This window comes from Kitasatospora sp. NPDC032121 (genome assembly GCF_055580145.1).
In genome coordinates this window covers 113,770-132,581 of record NZ_JBVILX010000002.1, presented here as the reverse complement: position 1 = coordinate 132,581, position 18,812 = coordinate 113,770, and the positions used below count along the sequence as shown (strand labels likewise).

At 73.0% G+C, this 18,812-nt stretch carries 20 protein-coding genes; 10 read left to right on the top strand and 10 right to left on the bottom strand.

Going from position 1 to position 18,812, the window contains the following annotated elements:
* Nucleotides 1-129: 129 nt before the first annotated feature.
* Nucleotides 130-261, bottom strand: a complete 132-nt coding sequence (locus ACZ5OX_RS06445) for a hypothetical protein (protein WP_392881613.1) — start codon at nucleotides 259-261, stop codon at nucleotides 130-132.
* Nucleotides 262-729: 468 nt separating this feature from the next.
* Between ACZ5OX_RS06445 and ACZ5OX_RS06440 the strand changes: the two genes are divergently transcribed.
* Entirely contained in the window at nucleotides 730-1,446 is a 717-nt protein-coding gene (locus ACZ5OX_RS06440; RefSeq protein ID WP_465628995.1) for a DUF4232 domain-containing protein, read from the top strand.
* 154 nt (nucleotides 1,447-1,600) lie between these two features.
* On the opposite strand, the gene ACZ5OX_RS06435 is transcribed toward ACZ5OX_RS06440, so the two are convergent.
* The 3 genes from ACZ5OX_RS06435 to ACZ5OX_RS06425 all read right to left on the bottom strand — a co-directional run bounded on the left by ACZ5OX_RS06435 (nucleotide 1,601) and on the right by ACZ5OX_RS06425 (nucleotide 3,760).
* Nucleotides 1,601-2,284 carry a hypothetical protein gene (locus tag ACZ5OX_RS06435; protein WP_465628994.1) on the bottom strand — a complete coding sequence of 228 codons (684 nt, stop codon included), beginning with the start codon at nucleotides 2,282-2,284 and terminating at the stop codon, nucleotides 1,601-1,603.
* 94 nt (nucleotides 2,285-2,378) lie between these two features.
* Nucleotides 2,379-3,248: a hypothetical protein gene (locus ACZ5OX_RS06430; protein WP_465628993.1), complete on the bottom strand. Its 870-nt coding sequence runs from the start codon at nucleotides 3,246-3,248 to the stop codon at nucleotides 2,379-2,381.
* On the bottom strand, nucleotides 3,245-3,760 hold the full coding sequence (locus tag ACZ5OX_RS06425; protein WP_465628992.1) for an RNA polymerase sigma factor: 516 nt from the start codon (nucleotides 3,758-3,760) through the stop codon (nucleotides 3,245-3,247). Before ACZ5OX_RS06425 ends, ACZ5OX_RS06430 begins: the two co-directional genes overlap by 4 nt.
* Nucleotides 3,761-3,877: 117 nt before the next feature.
* Between ACZ5OX_RS06425 and ACZ5OX_RS06420 the strand changes: the two genes are divergently transcribed.
* The 3 genes from ACZ5OX_RS06420 (at nucleotide 3,878) to ACZ5OX_RS06410 (ending at nucleotide 6,557) form a co-directional block, all read left to right on the top strand.
* Nucleotides 3,878-4,789, top strand: a complete 912-nt coding sequence (locus ACZ5OX_RS06420; RefSeq protein ID WP_465628991.1) for a serine/threonine-protein kinase — start codon at nucleotides 3,878-3,880, stop codon at nucleotides 4,787-4,789.
* 161 nt (nucleotides 4,790-4,950) lie between these two features.
* A complete protein-coding gene (locus ACZ5OX_RS06415; protein WP_465628990.1) occupies nucleotides 4,951-5,838 on the top strand; it encodes an LLM class flavin-dependent oxidoreductase in 888 nt (295 codons plus the stop codon).
* 92 nt (nucleotides 5,839-5,930) lie between these two features.
* Complete coding sequence (locus tag ACZ5OX_RS06410; RefSeq protein WP_465628989.1) at nucleotides 5,931-6,557, top strand: hypothetical protein; 627 nt, start codon at nucleotides 5,931-5,933, stop codon at nucleotides 6,555-6,557.
* Nucleotides 6,558-6,585: 28 nt separating this feature from the next.
* Here ACZ5OX_RS06410 and ACZ5OX_RS06405 read toward each other — a convergent pair whose 3' ends face one another.
* Genes ACZ5OX_RS06405 through ACZ5OX_RS06390 form a run of 4 tightly spaced genes read right to left on the bottom strand, consistent with a single transcriptional unit; the run spans nucleotide 6,586 to nucleotide 10,433 of the window.
* Nucleotides 6,586-7,113 carry a hypothetical protein gene (locus ACZ5OX_RS06405; RefSeq protein ID WP_449787989.1) on the bottom strand — a complete coding sequence of 176 codons (528 nt, stop codon included), beginning with the start codon at nucleotides 7,111-7,113 and terminating at the stop codon, nucleotides 6,586-6,588.
* On the bottom strand, nucleotides 7,110-7,700 hold the full coding sequence (locus ACZ5OX_RS06400) for a hypothetical protein (RefSeq protein WP_449787990.1): 591 nt from the start codon (nucleotides 7,698-7,700) through the stop codon (nucleotides 7,110-7,112). Before ACZ5OX_RS06400 ends, ACZ5OX_RS06405 begins: the two co-directional genes overlap by 4 nt.
* The gene (locus ACZ5OX_RS06395) at nucleotides 7,697-9,979 is read right to left on the bottom strand and encodes a hypothetical protein (RefSeq protein WP_465628988.1); all 2,283 of its coding nucleotides are present in this window, start codon (nucleotides 9,977-9,979) and stop codon (nucleotides 7,697-7,699) included. The genes ACZ5OX_RS06400 and ACZ5OX_RS06395 overlap by 4 nt, the downstream gene beginning before the upstream one ends.
* A gap of 13 nt (nucleotides 9,980-9,992) precedes the next feature.
* Complete coding sequence (locus ACZ5OX_RS06390; protein WP_465628987.1) at nucleotides 9,993-10,433, bottom strand: hypothetical protein; 441 nt, start codon at nucleotides 10,431-10,433, stop codon at nucleotides 9,993-9,995.
* A gap of 177 nt (nucleotides 10,434-10,610) precedes the next feature.
* On the opposite strand from ACZ5OX_RS06390, the gene ACZ5OX_RS06385 reads away from it, so the two are divergent.
* The 4 genes from ACZ5OX_RS06385 to ACZ5OX_RS06370 are packed head-to-tail and all read left to right on the top strand — an operon-like array spanning nucleotide 10,611 to nucleotide 14,215.
* Entirely contained in the window at nucleotides 10,611-11,642 is a 1,032-nt protein-coding gene (locus tag ACZ5OX_RS06385) for an ABC transporter ATP-binding protein (protein WP_465628986.1), read from the top strand.
* The gene (locus ACZ5OX_RS06380) at nucleotides 11,626-12,525 is read left to right on the top strand and encodes an ABC transporter permease (RefSeq protein WP_465628985.1); all 900 of its coding nucleotides are present in this window, start codon (nucleotides 11,626-11,628) and stop codon (nucleotides 12,523-12,525) included. Before ACZ5OX_RS06385 ends, ACZ5OX_RS06380 begins: the two co-directional genes overlap by 17 nt.
* Nucleotides 12,526-12,534: 9 nt before the next feature.
* Nucleotides 12,535-13,452: an ABC transporter ATP-binding protein gene (locus tag ACZ5OX_RS06375; protein ID WP_392881646.1), complete on the top strand. Its 918-nt coding sequence runs from the start codon at nucleotides 12,535-12,537 to the stop codon at nucleotides 13,450-13,452.
* A 46-nt stretch (nucleotides 13,453-13,498) separates the two neighbouring features.
* Nucleotides 13,499-14,215 carry an ABC transporter permease gene (locus tag ACZ5OX_RS06370; protein WP_465628984.1) on the top strand — a complete coding sequence of 239 codons (717 nt, stop codon included), beginning with the start codon at nucleotides 13,499-13,501 and terminating at the stop codon, nucleotides 14,213-14,215.
* Between the two features lie 98 nt (nucleotides 14,216-14,313).
* Here the strand turns inward: ACZ5OX_RS06370 and ACZ5OX_RS06365 are convergent, their stop codons facing one another.
* Together ACZ5OX_RS06365 and ACZ5OX_RS06360 are read right to left on the bottom strand one after the other, a co-directional pair.
* Nucleotides 14,314-15,567 carry a CynX/NimT family MFS transporter gene (locus ACZ5OX_RS06365; protein ID WP_465628983.1) on the bottom strand — a complete coding sequence of 418 codons (1,254 nt, stop codon included), beginning with the start codon at nucleotides 15,565-15,567 and terminating at the stop codon, nucleotides 14,314-14,316.
* A 67-nt stretch (nucleotides 15,568-15,634) separates the two neighbouring features.
* Entirely contained in the window at nucleotides 15,635-16,357 is a 723-nt protein-coding gene (locus ACZ5OX_RS06360; RefSeq protein WP_449787998.1) for a FadR/GntR family transcriptional regulator, read from the bottom strand.
* A gap of 238 nt (nucleotides 16,358-16,595) precedes the next feature.
* Here ACZ5OX_RS06360 and ACZ5OX_RS06355 point away from each other — a divergent pair, with 238 nt between their 5' ends.
* Together ACZ5OX_RS06355 and ACZ5OX_RS06350 are read left to right on the top strand one after the other, a co-directional pair.
* Complete coding sequence (locus ACZ5OX_RS06355) at nucleotides 16,596-18,398, top strand: hypothetical protein (RefSeq protein ID WP_465628982.1); 1,803 nt, start codon at nucleotides 16,596-16,598, stop codon at nucleotides 18,396-18,398.
* Entirely contained in the window at nucleotides 18,395-18,766 is a 372-nt protein-coding gene (locus ACZ5OX_RS06350; protein WP_465628981.1) for a hypothetical protein, read from the top strand. The genes ACZ5OX_RS06355 and ACZ5OX_RS06350 overlap by 4 nt, the downstream gene beginning before the upstream one ends.
* Nucleotides 18,767-18,812: the final 46 nt, after the last annotated feature.

The following is an 18,812-nucleotide window of genomic DNA, read 5'->3' as shown; positions in this document are numbered from 1 at the left end:
GTTGGGAAAGATCCCCCTGCCTCTCCCCCCTCTTTTTTTTTCTCCTTTGCCTCGCCCCCGCCTCTTTTCTCCCGGCCGGGAGCTTGGTTTGTTCTCCCCCCCCCCCCCCCCCACCACCCGCGGCCGGACTCAGCTGTAGTCGGAGAAGGTGGCCTGGGTCATCGACAGGGCCTCGGTCCCGTACTCGGTGGCGTCGAGCTCCACCAGGTCCTGCACGATCGCGTCGACGCGGAGCAGCTCGGTGTTCGTGATCTCGCTCATGGCGTTCTCCCTCGGTCTCGGTTGGGTTCGCCGCAGTGTCGTCTGCCGGCACGAGGAACTCTGCCGAACCGCCGGACCGCCGCCCAGCCACGTCTTCGCGGGGGCGTCGTCCGGGTCACGGACACGCGTGACCGCTCCCGCGCGGGGTCGGGGGCACGCGACCGGGCACCGTGACCCTCCCCGTCCACCGGTGGAGCGAGGGGCAGAAGATCCGGCGGGGGCATCACGGCCTGAGCTGCGCGGATCCGCTCGGGAGCGGGCGACCACGACCGCCGACCCGACCACGCCGATTCCCGTGTTCACCGGGTCTCCACCGCGCGCACGCTCCGCCGCCTCACCGCTGTGGCGCGACTGTGACAGCCGAGGCATGGAGCTGTGGATCTCCGCCCGATACAACTGGTTTGGAAGGTTTACGAATTCGAGCGACCGTATGCGGCAGGGAAGCCCTGCCCTTGGGGGGAAACACACATGCGCACCGCAGCACGCCTGATCGCCACCGCCGCCGTTGCCCTGACCGCCGGCCTCGCGCTGACCGCCTGCGACGGGCCCGGCGCCGGTTCGGAGGCGGCGGGCTCCGCGCCCTCGGTGGCGGGCTCCGCGCCCTCGGCGCCGGCCCCGGTCGCGTCCGGAAAGACGGCCGCGGCGAGTTCGGGCGCCGGCGCGTCCTCGGGTGCGGCGAGTTCGACGACGGGCAGCGGTTCCGGCGCTTCCGGCGGTTCCGGCACCGCCGCGGGCTCCAAGAGCTGCACCGCCGCCGACGTGAAGCTCAGCGTGACCGGCCCCACCGCCCGCGCCTCCGAGCAGCAGCCTGCCACGGCGATCATCCGGGCGGTCAACACCTCCGGGCACAGCTGCACCCTCAGCGGCTTCCCCGGCGTTCAACTCGCCGACGACCAGGGCAAGTCCTCCCCGATCGACGCCGTGCGTCACGACGGCGGCCCGAACACCCCGGTGACGCTCGCCCCGGGAGCCGGGGCCACCGCGGATCTGCTCTACAGCGACGTGAACGGCCAGGCCACCTCCTCCGGCCGTTACGTGTGCGCGGTGACCGGCTCCAAGGTCTCGATCATCCTGCCGAACACCACCCAGCAGGTGCAGGTGGCCGTGACCGGCGGCGTCGACAACGGCACCCTCAACGTCTGCGGCGACCTCAACGTCAACCCCTTCGCGAGCGGCCGGGGCTGACCGGGGTGCCAAGCGCGCCCGCGCGTGGACACCACGGACCCGCTCGCCCTCCGCTGTTCCGGCGGACCGGGGCCCGGGGGAACCCGGGCGGGTGAGCGGCTTCGGTGTTCGGGGCCCGCTCCGCCCACCGGCGCGGGCGGAGCGGGGCCGCCGTTCAGGAGCGGAGGCGGTTCAGTGCCGCGGTGACGATGCCTTCGACATGGGCCGGGGCGTCGGTGGGGCGGCCGGTGAGCTCGACGATGGCGACCTTGGTGCCGCTGCGCAGCACCGCGGCCCCGCCGCTGACGGTGCCGTCGCCGTTGTAGGCCAGGTACCAGTGGGCGGTGCCGCCGGTGACGGTCAGGGTGTGGGCCGCGCCGTAGTACCAGTGGCCGGCGGGCTCGTCCTGGCACTCCTGAACGAGCGCGACGAGCTGGTTCTCCCAGGTGGCGGCCTCGGCCCCGGTGGGGGCGCTCGCGGCCGACTCGGTCAGTCGGCCGTTGGTGTCGAAGGTCCAGGTCACGGACGCGTACGCGGTGGCCGTGCCCTTGGTCAGGTCGCGCATCGTCTCCTCGCCGGTGCACGCGGACAGCCCCTGGCCTCCGGTCAGCGCGACGGTCGCGCCGACCGGGTTCAGGCCCTGCTGGAAGTCCTCGCTCTGGACGAGGTGGGCGGAGCCGAGTCCGGGCGCGGCGACCGCGACCGCGGCCGGGCGGGCGGGCTTGTGCGCGGCCCCGTCGGCGGTGGCCGACTGGGTGCCGACGACACTGACCGTGATCAGTGCGGCGGCGAAGCAGGCCGCGGCGGCAACCCGGTTGCGGCGAACGGGCTTCTGCTGGACGGTCTGGTTCTCGGTCATCTGGTCCCCCTGCTGGTCGGGACGCCTGCTGCGTCCTCGTACAACCGGGGAGATGCCGCCGGAGAAGGGAAAGTTGGAGCCCTGACCGGCTGTTTCACAGCTGTGACAGAGCGGTCCTGACGACGCGGTCCATCGCGGCCGTCCCCAGGCAGGCATCGACCTCCAGCACCGCGTAGTGGTTGCCGCTGCGCAGCACGGCGATGCCGCCGCAGGGCTCCTTGCCCTCGGGCGCCCTGCCGGTGGTGTTGAGGGATCCCTGATAGAGGCCCATCCAGCTCGCGGTGACGTCCGGGGCGAGCTGCAGCGTCGTGGTCCTGCCGTAGACCCAGTGCCCTGGCGCTTCCTCCTGGCAGGGCACCTCCTCCAGCAGCAGGCGGTCGGCGAAGTTCTGCGCCAGGGAAGGGCTCCGGGCCTCGGCGGCGACCTCGCGGGCGACCTGGTCGACGCGGTCGGCGGCCAGCGTGGGGTCGTCCGGGGAGGTGCGGGAGCTGGTCATCAGTCCGCGGAAGTGGGCGCCGGGCCCGCCCAGGGTCTGGGTGAGGGTCTTCTCGCCGGAGCAGGCCGCGTTGGCGTAAGCCCCGTCGCCGTACCGGTCGGTGACGTGGATCCGCCTGGGGTCGACGTCCGGGCCGAACGCCGCCGGTTCCAGAAGGTTCGCGGTCGTCACCGGCCCGGCCACACCGGTCGCACCCGTCGGCGAGGCGGAGCCGGAGCCGGAGCCGGAGGCCGAGGACTCGGGCGTCAGGCCGGACACGCCGGGCGTCGCGAGAGCGGACGCGCCCTGGGACGCCCCGCCGACCGCGGCACCCGACCGCGCTGCCGGGTGCGCGGTGGCGCCGGGGGGCGGTGGCAGGACGAACCGGCCGGTCGCCAGCCCGAGCGCGGCGGCAGCCACCAGGGCGGCGACGGCGGACCGGGGCCGGAGGACGGCGCGGCCGCCGCCCGCCGCGGGACCGTCGTTCACGGACCGGTGACCAGGCGCTCGCGCATGAAGCGGCGGGCCTGGTGGATACGGTCCTTGACCGTGCCCAACGGAACGCCCAGCGCCTCGGCCACCTGGACGTAGGTCAGGTCGCCCAGGTCGCGCAGCACGAAGGCCTCCACCAGGGTGGGGTGCTGCCGCTCCAGTGCGGCCAGCGCCTCCATCAGGTCGAGCCGGGTCCCGGCGATGACGCTGGTGGTGCGCGGGTCGACGGACTCGGGGAGGTCGGCGTGGCTGTCCTCGGCGCGCCGGCGCATCGAGCGGTAGGTGGACCGGGCGGCGTTGGAGGCGATCACCGTCACCCAGCCCAGGAAGGAGCCGCGACCGCCGTACTCGTGCAGGTGCGTGCTGATGGACAGCAGCGCGTCCTGCGCGGCCTCCTCCGCGTCGGCGTGATGGGGCAGGAAGCGCGAGCAGCGGCGCAGCACCACCGGCCGCAGCTTGGCCAGCAGGTACTCCGTCGACCCCGGCTCCCCCGCCTGAGCAGCCGTCACGAGCCGTTCCAGCTCGCCTTCCTCCAACACCCGGATCCCCCCGTCCCGTCCCGCCCGGCATCCCGCCCGTCGAACGGGAGTTCCACACTCCCCCCGACTCCGGCAGAATGCTGCCACATGCGCAAGCTCGGCCGTTACCTCCTCCTGGAGCGGCTCGGAGCCGGCTCCTTCGCGACGGTCTGGAAGGCCTACGATCCGGAGCTCGACACCGAGGTCGCGGTGAAGGTGCTGGCCGAGAACTGGGCCGCCAACGCCGATGTGCGCGAGCGGTTCCTGGCGGAGGCGAGGCTGCTGCGCCGGATCGCCAGCCCGCGGGTGGTCCGGGTGCACGACGTCGGGGTGCAGGAGGACCGGCCCTACTTCGTCATGGACTACGTACGCGGCGGCACCCTGGAGGACCGGGTCGGGCGGTGCGACCCGCAGGAGGCGCTGCGGCTGGCCGCGGAGGCGGGCTACGCGGTCCAGGTCCTGCACGACGCGGGCGTGGTGCACCGCGACGTGAAGCCGTCCAACCTGCTGCTCGCCGACGGCCCCGCGCCCGCCGCGGTGCTGGTGGCCGATCTGGGCAGCGCGAAGAACCTGGCCGACGCGTCCGGGCTGACGGTGACCACGGGCACGCCCGCGTACATGGCACCGGAACAGGCCTTCCAGACCGGCGGGTTCGACGGGAGGGCCGACGTGTACGCGTTGGCCGTCGTGGCCTACGAGCTGCTGACCGGGCAGAAGCCGTTCGGCCCGGGCGGACGCGCCACAGCCCTGATGACCGACCAGCCGACCTCCTCGACGCTGCCGGCGCTTCCGGCTGGAGCGGAGATCCCGCCGAACATCGCCCTGTTGCTGCGGACCGCGATGTCCGTCGAGCCGGCGGACCGGCCCCAGACCGCCCAGGCCTTCGCAGACGCGCTCCTGGCTCCGGTCCCGCAGCCCCGGCCCCCGGAAGGCCCCGGGTGGCTGACCCCGCGCGCGGTCTGTCTGGCGTCGGGCGCGGTGTTCACGGCGACGACCCTGCTGAGTTGGCTGCGGCGTTGAATCCGCGTCGACGATGACGACGGTCCACTGGATGAGGAGACCTCGCTCACCGAGATGGCCTCGCGGTTTGGCGTCTCAAGCGCGACTGCCAGCCGCGAAGCGGACCGGCTGGTCCTTCATCGCCGAGGGACCGACCGGAGCGGACGCGTAGGGTCTTTGCCATGCGACTGAGTACCGTGATCCTCCCCGTTCACCGGTGGAGCGAAGGGCAGAAGATCTGGCGGCGGGCCGAGGAGCTCGGCTTCCACACCGCGTACACCTACGACCACCTGAGCTGGCGCTCCTTCCAGGACGAGCCGTGGTTCGGCTCGCTGCCGACGCTGACGGCGGCGGCCTGCGCCACCGAGCGGCTGCGCCTCGGCACCCTCGTCACCTCGCCGAACTTCCGGCACCCGGTGACGCTGGCGAAGGAGCTGATCACGCTGGACGACGTGTCCGGCGGGCGGTTCACGCTGGGGATCGGGGCCGGCGGGACGGGCTTCGACGCGACGGCGCTGGGGCAGGAGGCCTGGTCGCCGAGGGAGCGGGCGGACCGGTTCGGGGAGTTCCTGCCGCTGCTGGACGAGCTGCTGCGCAATGACGCCACCACCCGGGAGGGCGCGTACTACTCGGCGGTCGAGGCGCGGAACGTCCCCGGCTGCGTGCAGACCCCGCGGGTGCCGTTCTACGTGGCGGCGGCCGGGCCGCGCGGGCTGAAGCTGGCGGCGGAGTACGGGCAGGGCTGGGTGACGTACGGCGACCCGAAGGGCCCGGCGGACGTGCCCGTCGCGGAGGCGCCCGGTGTGGTCGCGCGGCAGATCGAGAAGCTGACGGCGGCCTGTGAGGCCGTCGGGCGGGACGCCGGGACGCTGGAGAAGGTGCTGCTCCAGGGCTCGACGGCGGAGAAGCCGCTGCAGTCGGTGGACGCCTTCGTCGACTGGGCGGGCACCTACCGGGAGCTGGGCGTCACCGAGCTGGTGATCCACTGGCCGATCCCCGACTCGATCTTCGAGAACGACCTCGCGGTCTTCGAGCGGATCGCCACCGAGGGGCTGGCCCAGCTGGGCTGAGCGCCGCTGTCGGGGACGGTGTCGGGCCGGGGCGCTAGTCTGTCCGCCGCACGGTACAACTGATCATGTGTCACAACGGGGGTTTCTTCGTCATGCCTTCTTCCAGCTCCGGGAAACTGCTTGCCACCGCCCTGGTCGCCGCCGCGGCGTTCGGACTGGCCGCCTGCGGCCCGGACAACTCGGACCAGGGCGCGGGGGGCGGGTCGACCGCGGTGACCGCCGCCCCGACCGGTGCCGGCTCCGCCCCGGCCACCACGGCCCCGACCGGCGCCGGCTCCGCCCCGGCGGCGAGTGGCAAGCCCGCCCCGACGGGCAAGCCCGCGCAGAGCGCGAAGCCGTCCGACGAGCCGGAGGGCTTCTGCACCCACGAGCCGCTGCCCGCCGGGCAGAAGTGGGTGTACCCGGTGAAGGGCACCAGCGCGACGACCCTGGTCTACAAGGAGACCAAGGACGCCTGCGGCGTGAACGACGTCGTCTTCGAGCCGGTGGGCGCGGACAAGAGCGCCCCGATCGCGCCCACCGCCAAGGGCCACCTGAGCTCGGTGCTGGCCCCGCCGAAGGACGTCGCCGTGGCCGACCTGGTGAAGCACGTCAACGAGTGCCTCGCCGATCCGACCAACGTCAAGGGCTCCTACCCCTGCTCGGGCGTCGGCGACTACAAGGTGGCGCTCGACGCCTCCGGCAAGGTCACCGAGCTGTGGGAGCGCGCCCACAGCTGACGCGGCGCCAGGGGCGGTGCCGGGCGGCTCACATCACCTGGAGCCGCTCGGCACCGCCCGCGCAGCCGAGCTGCTTCCCGGCGGCGCGCTCGGCGAAGCCACCGGCGATCCTGCCCATCCGCTCCCGGCCCGGTCCGTCCGCGACGGCCTTGCCGTCCTTGCCGGTGAGCGTGACGACGGCCCGGTAGCCCGTGCGCTTGCCGTCCAGCGTGCATTCGAAGTCGACCGCCCCGGCGCTGTCGCCGCCGGGCAGCACGACGCCGAACGACGCTTCGGCGGTCAGCAGCCGTCCGTCCTCGCCGTTGACCGAGCACCGTACGGAGGCCGGGTTGGTCTCGTCCGCCGTCCGGTAGTCCGTCCGCACGTAGACCCGGGGCGCGCCGCCCAGCACCCTGGCGACGTCCGGGTCGTCGAGCAGGCCCCGGCACTCGCCGTGCGACAGGGTGACGGCCGGCGGCCGGTAGGACGTGTGGTCGAGGTAGAGGTGCCAGCCGAGCAGGCCGCCGCCGAGCAGCAGCGCGGCCCCGCCGGCGGTCAGGGCCCGGGGGTGCCTCATGAGCACTGTTCCTTCCTCGTCTCCACCAGCGCGGCCCGGGCGAGCTGTTCGAGGTCGGCCCGGACGCCGTCGGCGGAGCCGCCGGGGTTGCGGACGGCCTCACCGGCGACGATCTCCAGCTCGAAGTAGTCGTACCGGTCGTGCTTCCCGGTCAGGCAGCCCGCGGCCGCGGCGGCGCCGCCCGGCCACGAGGCGCCGAGGCCGGCGACCTCGAAGGTGCGCGCGTCCGGCCGCTTGGCGGCCTCGGTGCCCAGGGCGAGCTCGCCCCGGCGGCCGACCGACGTCAGGGTGAGCACGGTGCGCCCGTCGATCCGGATGACGCAGGTCCGCGGGTCGTCGCCGACGACGGACTTCGTCCGCTCCTCGGAGTCCTGGTCGCCGTCCGGCAGCAGCCGCCCGAGCGGGGTGTCGGGGCCGGTGGGCAGGTGGCAGAGCTGGGCCGACCGGCCGGCGGACTCGGCCGGGCGGTGGCCCTGCCAGTCCCGGTAGCCGACGAAGCCGGCGGCCGCCACCGCCACGACCAGCACGGCGGGCAGCAGCAGCGGATCGTGCAGGCGCCCGGCCCACCGGCCAGGGAGCCGGCTCACGCGTCGCCCTTCGCGTTGGTGCTGCTGTTGTTCGCCGTCCCGCGCGCCATGCCCTGGAGCGCGCTGTCCCGGGCGCTGTTGGCGAGCCGGTCGAGGTCCTGGCGGGAGATCCCGGTGCCGTCGCCGGCGTCCCGGACCGCCTGGTCGGCCCCCTTGGCCACCCGGCCCTCGGCGTCGGCGGTGTGGTCGCGGCTCTCCTGGCGGCCGTCCTCGGTGGTGTCGTGCTTGTTGGCCTCGATCACGCTGTCGGCGATCTCGTCGACCAGTGCGCCGGCGATCTCGCCGCCGAGCGGGATCTTTTCGGTCACGCTGCCGATGACGGCGTTGAAGGCGTCCTTGCCGTAGCCGACGTTCTTCTCCAGCGCGTCGTTGAACTCCTTGTCGGAGACGGCGTGCTGGTTCTGCACCTCGTCGATCCGGGCCTGGTTGAGGTAGCCGCTGACGACGCCGCCGGACTCCGCGTTGTGCTTGATGTCCGACTCCAGCCGGGCGAAGTCGGTCTCCCCGCTGTCCAGGTGGCCGCGGATGAGCGCGGTGGTGTACGCCTGGTTGGCGTTCGCCACCGCGCCGTAGGCGTCCGGGTCGCGCCCGAGGGCGTCGAGCAGGCCGGCCACGGACGAGGCGTTGAGGGTGGCCGGGGAGCCGTTGACCGGCAGGTCGTGCCCGTGGGAGAGCGAGTTCTGCACGTCCCCGATGTACTCGGCGGTCATGTGCCCGAGGCTGCCGCGCATCGCGGCGAGCTTGCCGTCGCCCTTGATGTCGTCCAGCGCGCCGTCGCCGCCGTGCCGGCCGAAGGTGTCCACGACCCGGTTCATCAGGTCGGCCTGCTCGGAGGTGTGCTTGGCCGGCGGGATCGGGCCCGGCTCGTCGTACGGGTGGCCGGTGGTGGCGGCCTCCAGGGCGCGGCCGAAGGCGGCCGGGCCGGCCTGCTTGCTCGCGTCCCACACCTTGGAGTCCCGCGAGGTGGTGTCCGGGATCCAGTCCTTGTCGTGGGAGTAGTAGCCGAAGTAGTCGGCGGGCTTGGGCTTGCCGCCCTGGTTGACCGTGCCGTCCTGGTTGTACGCGGTCGGCTGCTCGGTGAAGAACTTGGTGGCCGCCTCCGGGCTGTGCGCGAGCGCCTCCAGGATGGCCGTGGTGGGGCGGAAGCCGGAGCCGGCCTCGTCGCCGCCGGTCAGGTTGAAGCCGTGGATCTTGGAACCGGGCATCGGGGCCGGCCAGTACCGGTCCTGGGTGTCCAGCTGGGTGACGTGCTCGGCGATCGGGTTGATGAAGTGGGCGTCGTAGTTCCCGTTCATCAGGATGCCGGAGAGCACCTGGTAGCCGTACGGCACGTAGTCCAGGCCGGAGGCCCGGTACGGCTTGTCCCAGACCGGCTGGGAGCCGGCCTTGCGCAGGGCGGCGGCCCACTCGTCGGACAGGTGCGGCTCGTTGGTGGTGCGGGTGGCGGTGGCCAGGCTGAGCCCGAGGTTCTTCTGGAGCTGCTCGTAGGCCTTCCAGCGCGGGTCCTTGGCGTCCCAGGGGTGCGCCGGGTCGCCGACCATGCCGTTCCAGGACTTGATCAGGCCGTCCGGGCCGAGGTCCTGGTAGAACTTGGTGGCGAACTTCGGGTCGTTGCCGTGCGAGGCCAACAGCGAGTTCAGCTCGGTGAGTTCGGGCTCGGTGATGTCCCCGCCCCGGGCGGCGAGCTGGGCGGCGCGCTTGCCGTCCGCCTCGGGGCCGCCGCCGATGGCCTTGCCGTTGAAGGACTTCTGCTGGTCGGTCATGCTGTCGGCGCGCAGCGCGTAGGCGATCCGCTCGTCGGCGGCGGTGGCCTCGGCGACGGCGGCGTCGATCTCCTTGCGGGCGGCTTCGGCCTTGTCGCCCCACTCCCGCTGGTAGTCCCGCATGGCCTCGTAGTCGTGGCGGGTGGCGTTGTCGGCGGGGGGCCAGCTCACGGTGCCGTTGTCGGTGACGGTCAGGCCGGCCGTCCGGGCGGCCGCGACGGCCTTGTCCAGCTTGGCCTTGGCGGCCTTGAACTCGGTCGACGCCTCCGTGAAGATCGAGGCGAAGGCGTTCGCCTCGGTGACGGCGGCGGTCAGCTGCTCGTTGGTGCGCTGCAGGCCGGGGCGGGCCTGGTCGGCCGAAGGCCCGCTCCAGCAGGCGGAGTTGACCTTGGCTATCACCGTGCTGTCCCAGTCGCTGTCCAGCGACTGGAGCTTCACGGCCACGGTGGTCCAGGCAGAGGCGGCGGAGTCCAGCACGCCGAAGTCGGCGGTGCTGAGTTCGTGGAAGTCGACCATGGCGGTACTCCTCTCAGCCGGTGAAGCCGGCCTGCGTGGCCGACTCGTTCTGGCGGTAGTTGCCGGCGGTGGCGCGCAGCGCCTGGGTGGTCTGTCCGATGGTGCCGCCGAGCGCGGCGACGCACTGGTCCCAGGTGCCGGCGGCGCCCGCCGCGGCCTGTCCGGTGCTCCAGTTGGCGAGTGAGGTGGAGACCTTGGCGGTGGCCTCGTCGGCGCCCCGGCCGTCGGTGTTGAGGCGGGCGTGGATCTGGTCGGAGTTGTTCCCGGCGGTGGTGAGCGCGTCGGGGTCGGCGCTGAAGCCTCCGCCCCCGCCGCCTCCTCCGCCCGCCGCCGCGGCCGAGTTGAGCTGGGTGCGGGCCGTCTCCTGGGCACGGGCCTGGTCGGTCAGGTTCCCGTCGGCGTCGTAGGCCCAAGGGTTCATCATCCGGTCGAACGCGGTCGCCCGATCAGACATGTCGATCGCTTCCCCTCCGTGCCGGCACGCTGTTCCGGCACCCCCGTCGGCAATGAACTCGGCAAGTACGTCAAGAGTTCGACAAAGGGTACAGGCGGTTCCGCCTTTGCCGAACCCCTAGGGGAGAGGGGGCCCGTCGTCATACCGCAGCAGCAGACGGCCTCGTCATTCCAGCTCATGACCCGTACCGCACAAGACGGTTACGTTGTGTCCGTGTCCACAGCTGTCATCACGACGGACGGCCTCACCAAGAGGTTCCCCCGCGTCACCGCCCTCGACCAGCTCACCGTCGAGGTGCGGCCGGGGGTGGTCGGGCTGGTCGGGGCCAACGGCGCGGGCAAGTCCACTCTGATCAAGATCCTGCTCGGGCTCGCCCCGGCGACCTCCGGCCGGGGCGAGGTCCTCGGCCTGGACGTCGCCACCCGGGGCTCCGAGATCCGCGCCCAGGTCGGCTACATGCCCGAGCACGACTGCCTGCCACCGGACGTCTCCGCGACCGAGTTCGTGGTGCACATGGCCCGGATGGCCGGCCTGCCCGCCACCGCGGCCCGTGAGCGCACCGCGGACACCCTGCGGCACGTCGGGCTGTACGAGGAGAGGTACCGCCCGATGGGCGGCTACTCGACCGGCATGAAGCAGCGGGTCAAGCTCGCCCAGGCGCTGGTGCACGACCCGAAGCTGGTGCTGCTGGACGAGCCGACCAACGGCCTCGACCCGGCCGGCCGGGACGAGATGCTGGCGCTGATCCGCCGGGTGCACACCGACTTCGGCATCTCGGTGCTGGTCACCACGCACCTGCTCGGCGAGCTGGAGCGGACCTGCGACCACCTGGTCGTGATCGACGGCGGCAAGCTGCTGCGCTCCTCCTCCACCGCCTCCTTCACCGGGGCGACGGCCGTCCTCGCGGTCGAGGTCGGCGACTTCCCGCAGGACCACCGGCGGGAGCCGGGCCCGGCGGTCCGCGAGCGGCTCGCCGCGGCGGGCCTGTCCGTCCAGTCCGAGGGCTCGCACCAGCTGCTCGTCCGGCTGGCCGACGAGTCGACGTACGACACCATCCGCGACGCCGTCGCCGAACTGGGCCTCGGCCTGGTCCGGTTGGAGGAGCGCCGGCACCGGGTCGCCGAACTCTTCACCGACTCCCGGGGCGCCGAGCGGAACGAGCACACCGAGCAGAGCAAGGGAGGAACGGACGATGTCGCTGCCTCCTGAGGCCAGGTCCACCGACACCGGCGTCATCCACGACATCGGCTACCGCGGCTACACCGGCCCCCGGCTCGGCCGCTCCTACGCCACCCGCGCGCTCTTCACCCAGAGCCTGCGCGCCGCGTACGGCCTCGGCCGCTCCGGCAAGTCCAAGGTGCTGCCGATGCTGGTGCTGGGCGTGATCACCGTGCCCGCGCTGATCACGGTGGCGCTGTCGGTCGTGATGAAGCGCGACGAACTGCCGGTCGACTACGCGGGCTACCTCTCCATGCTCAGCCTGGTGGTCTCGGTCTTCCTCGCCTCCCAGGCGCCGGTGCTGTTCTCCCGGGACCTGCGCTACCAGACCGTCCCGCTCTACTTCTCCCGCCCGATCACCCGCACCGACTACGTCCGGGCCAAGTTCGGCGCCATGGTCTGCGCCCAACTGCTGCTCATGGCGGCCCCGCTGCTGGTGCTGTACATCGGCGCGCTGCTCGGCGGGATGGACTTCGCGCACAACACCGGGCACTTCCTGTACGGCCTGATCGCGGCCCTGCTGTACGCCCTGGTGCCGACCTCGGTGGCCGTGGTGATCGCGGCCGCGACCCCGCGCCGGGGCTTCGGGGTGGCCGCCATCATGGGCTACCTGACGGTCAGCGCCGCGCTGGGCGCCTCCGTGGTCGGGATCAGCCACACCGGCACGACCGACTCCGACGCCGCGCAGTGGGTGTCCCTGATCTCGCCCACCGACCTGGTGGAGTCCCTGGTCAACGAGCTGTTCGGGCTCGGCGACGGACTCGACCGCCGGCACGCGCCGGGCGGCCTGGGTCTGGCGGTGTTCGCGCTCGTCGCGGCGGCCATGGTGGTCGGCTCGTACCGGCTGCTGCTGCGCCGCTATCGGAACGTCTGAGAGGGCGGCATGGCCACCATCAGCATCGACAAGGTCTCCCGCTGGTTCGGGAACGTGGTCGCGGTCAACGACATCACCATGGCCATCGGCCCCGGCATCACCGGCCTGCTCGGGCCCAACGGGGCGGGCAAGTCCACGCTCATCCACATGATGAGCGGCTTCCTGGCCCCCTCCAGCGGCTCCGTCACCCTGGACGGCGCGCCGATCTGGCGCAACCAGCAGGTGTACCGGCAGATCGGCCTGGTGCCCGAGCGGGAGTCGATGTACGACTACCTGACCGGCTGGGAGTTCGTCCTCGCCAACGCCGAACTGCACGGCCTGCCCCAGCCGGGCGCCGCCGCCCGCCGGGCACTGGACCTGGTGGAGATGGACTACGCCAAGGACCGCCGCACCGGCACCTACTCCAAGGGCATGAAGCAGCGGGTCAAGATGGCCTCCGCCCTGGTCCACGACCCGTCCGTGCTGCTGCTCGACGAGCCCTTCAACGGCATGGACCCGCGCCAGCGGCTCCAGCTGATGGACCTGCTGCGCCGCTTCGGCGCGGACGGCCGGACGGTGCTGTTCTCCTCCCACATCCTGGAGGAGGTCGAGCAGCTGGCCCGGCACATCGAGGTGGTGGTCGCCGGACGGCACGCCGCCTCGGGCGACTTCCGCAAGATCCGCCGGCTGATGACCGACCGGCCGCACCGCTACCTGGTCCGCTCCAGCGACGACCGCCGGCTCGCCGCCGCGCTGATCGCCGACGGCTCCACCACCGGCATCGAGGTGGACGAGCGGGAGCGGGCGCTGCGGATCGAAGCGGTCAACTTCCAGGGCTTCACCACCCTGCTGCCCAGGGTCGCCCGGGAGGCCGGCATCCGGCTGTACACCGTCTCCCCGGCGGACGAATCGCTGGAGAGCGTCTTCTCCTACCTGGTCTCCGCGTGAGCGCCGCCGCCAGGACCGTTGTTGCCCAGGAAGGGGCCGACCGACCATGAACCCCACCGTCGCCAGGCTGACCCTGCGCGGGCTGCTGGGCCGTCGCCGCGGCCTGCTGCTGCTGGTGGTCCCCGCCCTGCTGCTGGTCGTCTCGGCCGTCGCGAGCGTCTCCAGCGCCGACCCGCACGACATGGCCGACAACATCATCGGCGCCCTCGGCCTCGGCACCCTCGTCCCGATCCTCGGGCTGGTGGTCGGCACCGGGGTGATCGCCAACGAGATCGACGACGGCTCGATCGTCTACCTGCTCGCCAAGCCGCTGCCCCGGTGGCGGATCGTCACCACCAAACTGGTCGTCGCGATCGGCGTCACCTGGCTGTTCTCGGTCGTCCCGACGCTGCTGGCCGGGCTGCTGCTGGTCGGCACCCAGGACGGCGTGGCGCTCGGCTACACCGTGGCGGTGCTGGTCGCCGGGGCCGTGTACAGCGCGGTGTTCCTGCTGCTCGGCGTGGTCACCCGGCACGCCGTGGTGGCCGGGCTGGCGTACGCCCTGATCTGGGAGTCGACGATCGGGAACTTCGTCGAGGGCGCCCGGACGCTGAGCGTCCAGCAGTGGGGCCGCTCGGTGGCCGAGGCGGTCGCCGGACAGAACGCGATCAGCTCCGACGTCTCGCTCGGCGCGGCCGTACCGCTGCTGCTGGTGGTCACCGTCGCGGCGACGGTGTTCGCCTCGGTGAAGCTGGCCGGGATGACGCTCGCCGGCGAGGAGTGAGCCCGGTGGGGCGCTGAACCCGGTGGGGCGCGCCCGGTACGTCAGTGGGCCCCGGACACCTGAGGGTGTCCGGGGCCCGTCGCCGTTCTGCTCGGAGTTCAGAGCGTCCGGTTGCGGCCCGCGCCCCAGCCGGCCGCGCCGACCACCACGACCAGCACCAGCATCAGCACCAGCGGGGTCTCCCAGCCGCCGGTCAGCTGGCGCAGCGCGCCCGCGCCGACCGGGCCGGCCGCCGCGACCAGGTACCCGATCGCCTGCGACATCCCGCTCAGCTGGGCGGCACCCGCCGCGGTGCGGGTGCGCAGCACGATGAACGCCAGGCCCAGGCCCAGCGAACCGCCCTGGGCCACACCCAGGATGGTCGCCGACACCCACGCCGCGGACACCGGCGCGACCAGCAGCAGGGCGATGCCCGTCCCGTTCAGGGCGACCATGGCCACCGCCAGCGCGCGCTGGCTGGTCATCCGGCCGGCCATCAGCGGCACCAGGAAGGCGCCCGCCACCTGCACCAGGTTGGAGAAGGCGAAGACCAGGCCGGCCTGCCCGCGGTCCATGCCGTGCTCGGCCAGGATGGTCGGCATCCAGGCGACCAGGGTGTACACCAGCAGCGACGAGATGCCCATGAAGAGGCTGATCTGCCAGGCCAGCGGGGACTTCCAGATGCCCTCGATCGGCTTGGCCGCCGCGGCGGCCGCGGCCGGCGTCCCCTGCTGCTCCCGCTGCCGCTCCTGGCGGGCGCGCAGCACCTGCGGCAGCCAGGCCACCGCCGCGATCAGCGCGAGCAGCGACCAGGCGCCGAGCGAGGCCCGCCAGCCGCCGCCGAGCGCGTGCTCCAGCGGGACGGAGGTGCCGGCCGCGATCGTGGCGCCGACCAGCATGGTGGTCGAGTAGACGCCGGTCATGGCGGCCGCGCGGTCCGGGAACTCGCGCTTGACCAGGCCGGGCATCGACACGTTCAGCACCGCGATGGCCACGCCGATGACCACGCAGCCCGCGTACAGGGCCGCCACCGAGGGCAGCACCCGCAGCAGCACGCCCGCGCCGAGCACCAGCACCGCGCCGAGCACCACCCGCTCGGCGCCGAAGCGGCGGGTCAGCCGGGGGGTGAGCGGGGCGCCGACGCCCTGGAAGAGCACCGGGACGGTGGTGATCAGCCCGCCCACGGTGGCGGACAGGCCGAAGGTCTGCCGGATCTCGCCGACCATCGGGGAGACTGCCGCCAGGCAGGCGCGCATGTTCAGCGCGACCAGCACGATGCCGGTCAGCAGCAGGAGCGGATGGGCCAGCCGGGCGCGGACGGGGACCGGGGCGGGAGTGGTGACAACCGGCTGCTGGGCACGGGTGACGGCCATGGATGTGCTGTTCTTTCGTGGATGTGCGTGGAAGCGGACGGTGGAAGGGGAGGAGGCTCGCGCCGTCCTACTTCCGGGCCGCGATGGCCGCGAGCAGCTGCTCGACGGCCGCGGTCGGGCCGGCGAGCAGCGCACGACACGCCGCCTCGGCCCGGTCCGGGTCACCGCTCTCGATCGCGTCGACCAGGGCCTCGTGGGTCGCCACGACCGCCTCGGGCATGTCGTGGTCACCGAAGGCGGAGGTCATCGCCTCGCGGACGGAGGCACCGAAGTAGCGGTACACCTCGGCCAGCGCGGGGTTGTGCGCGGCCTCGACGACGGCGGTGTGGAACTCCAGGTCGTGCTCGACGGTCGCCTCGCGGCTCGCCCGCTCGGGGTGCTTCGCGAACACCTCGGCCTCACGGGCCAGGGCCGCGCGCATCCGCCGGACGTCCTCGGGGGTGTGCCGCAGCGCGGCCAGCCGGGCGCCCTCGGTCTCCAGCGCCGCACGGACCTCCAGGACGTCCCGGATGCCGGAGCGCTGGACGCCGCGCAGCACGGACGCCGGATCGCTGGTGGAGCGGACGAACGTGCCCTCGCCCTGTCGGGAGACCAGCATCCCGGCGTGCACCAGCACCCGGATCGCCTCCCGGACGGTGTTCCGTCCGACTCCCAGCTGCTCGGCCAGCTCGTGCTCGGTGGGGATCCGCGACCCGACCGGCCACGTCCCACCCGCGAGCTGCTCCCGCAGCTGCTCGATCGCGGTGTCCACCAGGGAACGCCGCCCGGCCGCCTGCAGACCGCCGCTCATGCCGGACCTCCCTTCCCACCGCGTCTCGCCACCATCGGTCGTCGGTCATCCTACAACCGCTTGCCCGGTCATCCTACAACTGCCCCCGGGGCGTGCGGGGCGCCGCGGAGCGCGCCGGGCGCGCGCCCTGGCGGACCGGATTCGACGCGCCAGTGGATTCGCCACCTGATGACAGGTCAGGTTTTGTCGTGGAACGGGTAGTTACGTCACACGAACCCTCACCGAAGGGTGGTCGATCATGAGCACCTTCGACACGTGGACCTGTCCGACCTGCGGGCTGGTGAACCCTCCGGGAGTGCCCTGCACGGGGTGCCGCGCGGACCCCGACCCGGCCACGGCCTTCCACCGGGCCCCCACCGGCACCTGGAAGAGCCCCGCACCGGCCCCCGCCCAGGCCCGCCCGGCCTCCCAGCCCGCCCCCGCCCAGGCCCGCCCGACCTCCCACCCGACCCCCGCCGGTGCCGCCGGCGGCCGTACGCCGACCCTCGGCCCCGGCGGCCCTGCGCCCCGGCCGGGACCGCCGCCGCGCGCCTCGGACGCCACGCGCTACCTGTGCGCGGCCGTGCAGATGGACAGCGTCCTCGCCCACCGTGCGATCGCCACCGTCCTCGGCGAGCCGCGCCGGGCCGTCGCCTCCTCGCCCGACGTCGACCTGGCCTGCGTGCTGCGCTACGCCGTCGCCGCCCGTACCCGGCACACCACCACCAAGGTGCTGCTCACCCTGATCGCGGCCTGCATCGTCGCCTCGTTCTTCCTCCACCCCTTCGAGCGGACGGACGCGCCCGCCACCGTCCCCGGCTACCCCGGCGGCTACGCCGTCCCCCAGCCGGACCCCTCGCTGCTCCCGTTCGACCTGCCGGTCGTCCTGGTCCCGCTCCTGGTGGTGGCCTGGGCCGTCGTGCTCATCGAGCAGCTCACCGCCTACTTCGGCGTGATCAGGCCCAGGCTGAGCCGCGCCGCGTTCGACCCCGCGCAGGCGCCGGTCGCCGCCAGGCCCAAGGAGGAGGCGCAGCTGCGCGAACTGGCCGGACTGGACCACAAGGGCAACGTCACGATCTTCTCCGGCTTCGAGCCCTTCCTCGGGTACGGCCGGCTGCTCAACACCTGGAACTTCACCATCCCGGTGGACCGGCCCGGTGAGCACGCCGACCGCGTCCTGCCGTTCTCCATCGCCGAGCTGACCGCCGAGATCACCAGGGCGGTGGAGTCGCTCGGACTGCCCGGGGTCGAGGTCCGCGAGCGGATCTTCGTCAGCGGCGCCGACCTGTCGCTGGGCCTCGACCCGGCCGTCCGCGGCTTCCTGCTCCCCTGGCCGACCAAGCGGCCGGCCCCCGAGCTGCCCGCCGCCCTCGTCGATCGGCTGCGGGAGGACGGCGCCGCGCGGGCCCGGCCCTACCTGGTCACGACGGTGTCCGGCTGGGGCAGCGAGGTGGTGACCACCAGCACCGTCCGGTTCGGCCTCAGCCCCGCCAAGGACCTGCTCTTCGTCGAGGGCGCCTCCTCGATGCTCCCCCCGGTCAAGGCGGCCTACCACCTGGTCGACCACCTGCTCGACCGGCCGACCTGGCGCCAACTGACCGCCCTGGCCCGGACGTCCCTCACCAGCATGCCCGGCAGGCTGGTGCGCGGCACCGGCCACGTGCTGGCCCTGCCCTTCGCGGCCTTCCTGGCCCGGCTCACGGACGGCGACCAGCTGCGCCAGATCCGGCACAGCGCCTTCAACTACGGCTCCATGACCAGCATCCGGCAGCTGGCGGCCGACTCGAGGTTCCACCGCTACTACCAGCAGATCGACCACCAGATGTACACCAAGGTCGTCGAGCGGCGGATCCTGGACACCCTGATCGACTTCCTGGAGGACCACCAGGTCGACATCTCCGAACTGCGCGAACGCCAGAGCGTCATCTACAACGGGGGCATCTTCACCTCCGGCAACGCCAGGATCAGCTTCGTCAACTCCCCGGTCGCGGCCGGGGCGGGCAGCCGGGTGCGCGCCATGTTCACGCCCCGCGGTCCCGAAGGAGGGAAGGCCAAGTCATGAGCGAGGACCGGAACACCTCCGGTGGGTTCCACATCAGCGGCCACGCCACCGTCCACTTCACCGACTCGCCCGTGGCGGCGGGCCGGAACTCCTCGGTCACGGTCAACTCCGGTGCGGGGGAGGTCGACGAGGAGGCGCTCGCCCGGCGGGTGCTCGCGCTCGCCGACCGGCTGCGCCAGGACGGCGAACCGGACAGCAGCCAGGCGCAGGCCGCCGAGGACCTCCAGGCCGAGGTCGCCTCCCCGGCCCGGCGCTGGGACCAGGTGCTGCGCTTCCTCACCCGGGCCAGGGCCGGCGTCGTCGCCACCACGGCGGTGGCCGCCGAGATCCAGAGCCTGGACGAGGCGGTCCGCTCGCTGCTCCCGTAGCCGCTCCGTCGGCCGGCCGACGCGGGAAGTCGGCCGGCCGCGCAAG